Annotated in this window: 1 protein-coding gene; it reads right to left on the bottom strand. The window is 68.0% G+C overall.

What is annotated here, in order from left to right:
- On the bottom strand, positions 1 to 4,951 hold a 4,951-nt coding region (locus ACIP9H_RS42200; RefSeq protein ID WP_401598029.1), incomplete at both ends, for an amino acid adenylation domain-containing protein.

Here is a 4,951-nt window from a genome sequence, read left to right as displayed (position 1 = left end):
GGTGATGTAGGGGTCCACGGTGCCCTCGTCGTACAAGGCGTGGAAGAGGAACCCCTCCTGCAACGGCGACAGAGGCAGAACCGCCTCAAAACCTGGCTGCGCGTTCGTACGGAGCCAATCGTCCTCCAGGGCGGCCAACTCGTCCTGGTCCAGTTCGATCAGCGGTACGGAACGGCTTCGTTCCAGGGCCGCCGCCTCGGCCGGCTCGGCGTCCCGCACCACTGCGGCCAGTGCGGCGACGGTCTTGTGGACGAACACGTCGCGTGGGGAGATGACCAGGCCGGCCTTGCGGGCCCGGGACACCAGCTGGATCGAGACGATCGAGTCGCCGCCCAGGTCGAAGAAGCTGTCATCGGCGCTGACTCCGGTCACGCCCAATACCTGGGCGAACACCTCGGCCAGCGTGACTTCATGAGGCGTCCGCGGGGCACGGCCTCCTCCCGAGCCGGCGATCTCCGGCACCGGCAGGGCGGCCCGGTCCAGCTTCCCGGTGGCTCCGAGCGGGAGCTCGCTCATCACCACAACCGCCGCGGGCACCATGTAGTCCGGCAGCTCGCCGGCGACACGTTCGCGCAGGTCCCGGGGGCTCAGGCTGTCGATGCCCGCCACAGGAGTGACGTACCCCACGAGGCGCTTGATGCCCGGCTGGTCCTCACGCACCACCACGGCGCACTGGGCCACCCCGGCGCATCGGGCCAGAACGGACTCCACCTCGGCGAGTTCGATGCGAAAACCGCGCAGCTTGACCTGGTCGTCGGAGCGGCCGACGAAGAACACCTCACCGTCCTCGGTCCAGCGGACCACATCACCGCTGCGGTACATCCTGGTGCCGGGCTCACCATAGGGATCTGCCACGAAACGGGCAGCGGTCAGGTCCGCCCTGCCCAGATACCCCCGGGCCAGTCCCGCACCCGCGATATAGAGCTCGCCCGGCACCCCGGCGGGCACTGGTTGCAGGCCCATGTCCAGCACATACACCCGGGTGTTGCCGACAGGGCGGCCGATCGAAGGCTGCGGGGAACCGTGCAAAGGCCGGTACAGCGCGTCGATGGTCGTCTCGGTCGGCCCATAGAAATTGAAGGCGGCCGGTCGCGCGACCTCCCGCAGCGCCTCCCACAGCGAGTGACTCACGGATTCTCCGCCGAGCAGCAGGACATGAGGGCGATGCGGAGCCTCCAGCAGCCCGCTCGCCACCAATTGCTCGGCGAATGACGGGGTGGTGTCCAGCAGGTCGATCACATGCCTCTGCGCGTAGTCGATCACCGCCTCGGCGTCCCGCCGCACATCGTCGGCGACGAGGTGGAGCTCATGGCCGTCCAGCATCCACAGAAGCTCGGCCCAGGACGCGTCGAAGGACAGCGAGGCGGTCATGGCAACACGGAACCGGGCCTGCCCGGAGGCCGCGACGACGGGACCGTAGAACGCGGCACGATGCTGCTCGAACAGATTCACCACGCCCGCATGGCGGAGCACGACCCCCTTCGGGCGCCCTGTGGAGCCTGAGGTGTAGATGACCAGCGCCGGATGAGAGGCTCGCAGGGGCGACAACCTGTCCGCGTCGGTCACATCGGCATCCGACACCCCAGCCTGCGCCGCCTCCGTCTCCGGGCTCCTGAGGAGCATCACCGGGGTCCCGGCGTCCGCCGGCAGGCCGGCCCTGTTCTCCGCATCGGTGATCACCAGCGCGGGTGCGGCATCGGCCAGGATGTGGTTGACGCGCTCCGCCGGATAGTTCGGGTCGATCGGCACGTAGGCGCCGCCGGCCTTGAGTACGCCGAAGGCGGCCACGATGGCGTCCGCGGAACGCGACTGGAGCAGGCCCACGGTCACTTCCGGTCCCACACCCCGCTCGATGAGCAGACGCGCCAGTCGGTTCGCCCGCCTGTCCAGCTCGAGGAACGTCAAGGTGCGGTCCTCGCACACCACGGCGGTCGCGTCGGGGGAACGCCGCGCCTGTTCCGCGAGCAGGTTCGCCAGTGTCGTCGACGCGGCCGTCCCGTCCGCGCCGATCGTGCCGCTCCACTCGCCCAGCAGCAGGCCGCGCTCCTCGACACCGAGGGCGTCCACCGCGCTCACACGCATCTCGGGGGACACCGCCAGAGTCTCCAGGATGCGTTGGAGGCGGGTGGCCCACTGTTCGATGTCGTGGTGGGTGAACAGGTCGGGGCGGTAGCTGAGGCCCAGGCGCAGCCGGCGTCCGGGAAGGGCCACCAGACCGAGCGGGTAGTGGGTGGCGTCGCGTCCTTGGATGTCGGTGACGGTGATGCCGGGGGCGAGTTGGGTGAGCGCGTCGTTGTCGAGGGGGTAGTTCTCGTAGACGACGGTGGTGTCGAAGAGTTCGCTGTGTCCGGTGATGCGTTGGATGTCGGCGAGCTGGGTGTGCTGGTGGGCGATGAGTGCGGTCTGCTGGTCCTGGATGCGGGTGAGCAGGGTGGTGAGGGTGTCGGCGGGGTCGAGTCGGGTTCGGACGGGTTGGGTGTTGATGAAGAGGCCGATCATGTTCTCGACGCCGGGGAGTTCCGCGGGGCGGCCGGAGACGGTGGCGCCGAAGACGATGTCCTGTTTGCCGGTCATGCGGGCGAGGAGGATGGCCCATGTTGCCTGGAGGAGTGTGTTGAGGGTGATTCCGGTGGTGCGGGCTGTGGTGGTGAGTGCTGTGGTGAGTTCTTCGGTGAGTTCGATGTCGAGTTGTTCGGGCAGGACGGGTTCGCGGTGGTCGTCGGCGGGGGCGATGAGGGTGGGTTCTTCGAGGCCGGCGAGTGCTTCTCGCCAGGCGTGGTGGCTTTCTTCGCGGTTCTGCGTGGTGAGCCACCGCAGGTAGTCCTTGAAGGCTGGGGCGGGGGGGAGGGTGGAGTCGTCGTTCGTGTAGAGGGTGAACAGTTCGCTGAAGACCAGGGGCAGGGACCAGCCGTCGAAGAGGATGTGGTGGCTGGTGAAGACCAGGACGTGCCGGTCGGGCGCGAGCCGGACCAGGGTGAAGCGCAGCAGTGGTGCGGTGGTCATGTCGAACCGGCGAACACGGTCCTCATCCAGCAGTCGGCTCAGTTCCTGCTGCTGGAGGGAAGCGTCCAGGGTGTTCAGGTCGACCTCGAGCCACGGAACGTCCACGTCCCGTGTGATCACCTGTGTGGTTTGTCCTGTGGTGGTTTGGGTGAATGTGGCTCGGAGGTTGGGGTAGCGGTTGAGGAGGGTTTGGGCTGCGGTGTGGAGGGTGGGTGTGTCGAGGTTGCCGTGGAGGTGGAGGGCGAACTGGGTGTTGTAGACGTCGATGCTGTGTGTGTTGTCGTTGTTGTAGAGGGCGTGGAAGTGCAGGCCGTCCTGGAGGGGGGACAGGGGTAGGACGTCGGTGATGTGGGTGTGGTGGGTTTCGAGTTCTTCGATGTCTGTCTGGTCGAGGGTGACCAGGGGGAGGTCGGAGGGGGTGAGTCCGCCGGCGTGGGTTTGTGTGGTGAGGGTTCGTAGGGCGGTGAACCAGTTTTCGGCCAGTGCGCGGACGTCGTTTTCGGTGAGGACTGCGTCGGGCCAGGTCCAGGTGGCGAGGAGTCGGGGGCCGTCGGGGTGGTCCTGGGTGAGTGCGTTGATTTCCAGGGCGTGGGGCATGGGCCGGGTGTGGTCGGCGCCTGATCCCAGGGCTGTGGCTTCGGTGGTTGTTGCCCAGTCGGTGGTGTGGTTCTGGTCGGTGGCGGGGAATCGGCCGAGGTAGTTGAAGCCGATGTGGGGGCGGTTGCCGGTGGCCAGGAGGGGTGCGGTGTCGGGGTTGAGGTGGCGGAGCAGGCCGTGGCCGATGCCGTTGTCCGGGACTGTGCGCAGTTGTTCCTTGACGGTTTTCAGTGCGCGGGCCAGGGCGGGGCCGTTGGTGATGTCTGCGGTTCCGGGTGTGAGGCGCATCGGGTAGGTGGAGGTGAACCAGCCGACGGTGCGGGACAGGTCGGTTCCCGGGAGGATTTCTTCCCGGCCGTGTCCTTCGAGCTCGATGAGGATGCCGGAATCGGTGTTGGTGCCGCGGTGGTGTGCCCAGTTGTTGAGGGCGGTGCTGAGGGCGGTCAGCAGGACGTCGTTGATGTGGGCGTGGAATGCGGCGGGGAGTGTGGTGAGCAGGGGGGTGACGACGTCGGCGGGGAGGACGAGTTCGAGGGAGCGTGCCGTTGACACGGTGTCTCGGCTGGGGTCCAGTGCGTGGTCGGTCAGGAGTGGTTCGTTGTCGGTGGTCATGGAGGACCACAGGTCGAGTTCGGCGACGCGTCGGGGTTCGGTGGCCTCTCGGGTCAGGCGGGTGGCCCAGGTTCGCAGTGAGGTGGGGACCGGGTCGAGTGCGGGGTGGTGTCCGGTGGTGGCCTGTTCCCAGGCTGACTGGAGGTCGGGGAGCAGGATGCGCCAGGACACGCCGTCGACGGCGAGGTGGTGCACCATCAGCAGGAGCCTGCCGGGGGTCTGGGGTCCGGCGTCGAACCAGACTGCCTGGACCATCGTGCCGGCTTCGGGGGCGAGTCGTGCCTGGGCGGCCCGGGTCTGCTCGGCGATGACGTCTGGCAGTGCCTCGGTGTGCGTGTGCTGGATGTCGTGGCGGGTCAGGCAGTGTGCGGCTGGGACTGTGCCGGCGGGGGTGGTCTCCAGTTGCCAGTCGTTGTGTCCGCGGGTGATCCGCATGCGCAGGGCGTCGTGCCGGTCGAGGAGTGCCTGGAGGGCTGTGGTGAGGTCGTCCAGGCCGGCGGTGGCGGGGGTCTGGACCAGCATCGACTGGTAGAAGCCGTCGATCGGGCCGTTCTGCTCGCGCAGCCAGTGGACGATCGGGGTGGCGGGCACCTTGCCGATGCCCGCGTCGGCGGTCTCGGTGACGGCCGTGTCCAGTTCTCCGGCCACTGCGGCCAGTGCGGCGACGGTCTTGTGGACGAACACGTCGCGTGGGGAGATGACCAGGCCGGCCTTGCGGGCGCGGGAGACCAGCTGGATC

This window comes from Streptomyces sp. NPDC088732 (assembly GCF_044751205.1).
Classification (GTDB): Bacteria; Actinomycetota; Actinomycetes; order Streptomycetales; family Streptomycetaceae; genus Actinacidiphila.
This window is presented reverse-complemented; position numbering and strand designations above follow the sequence as displayed.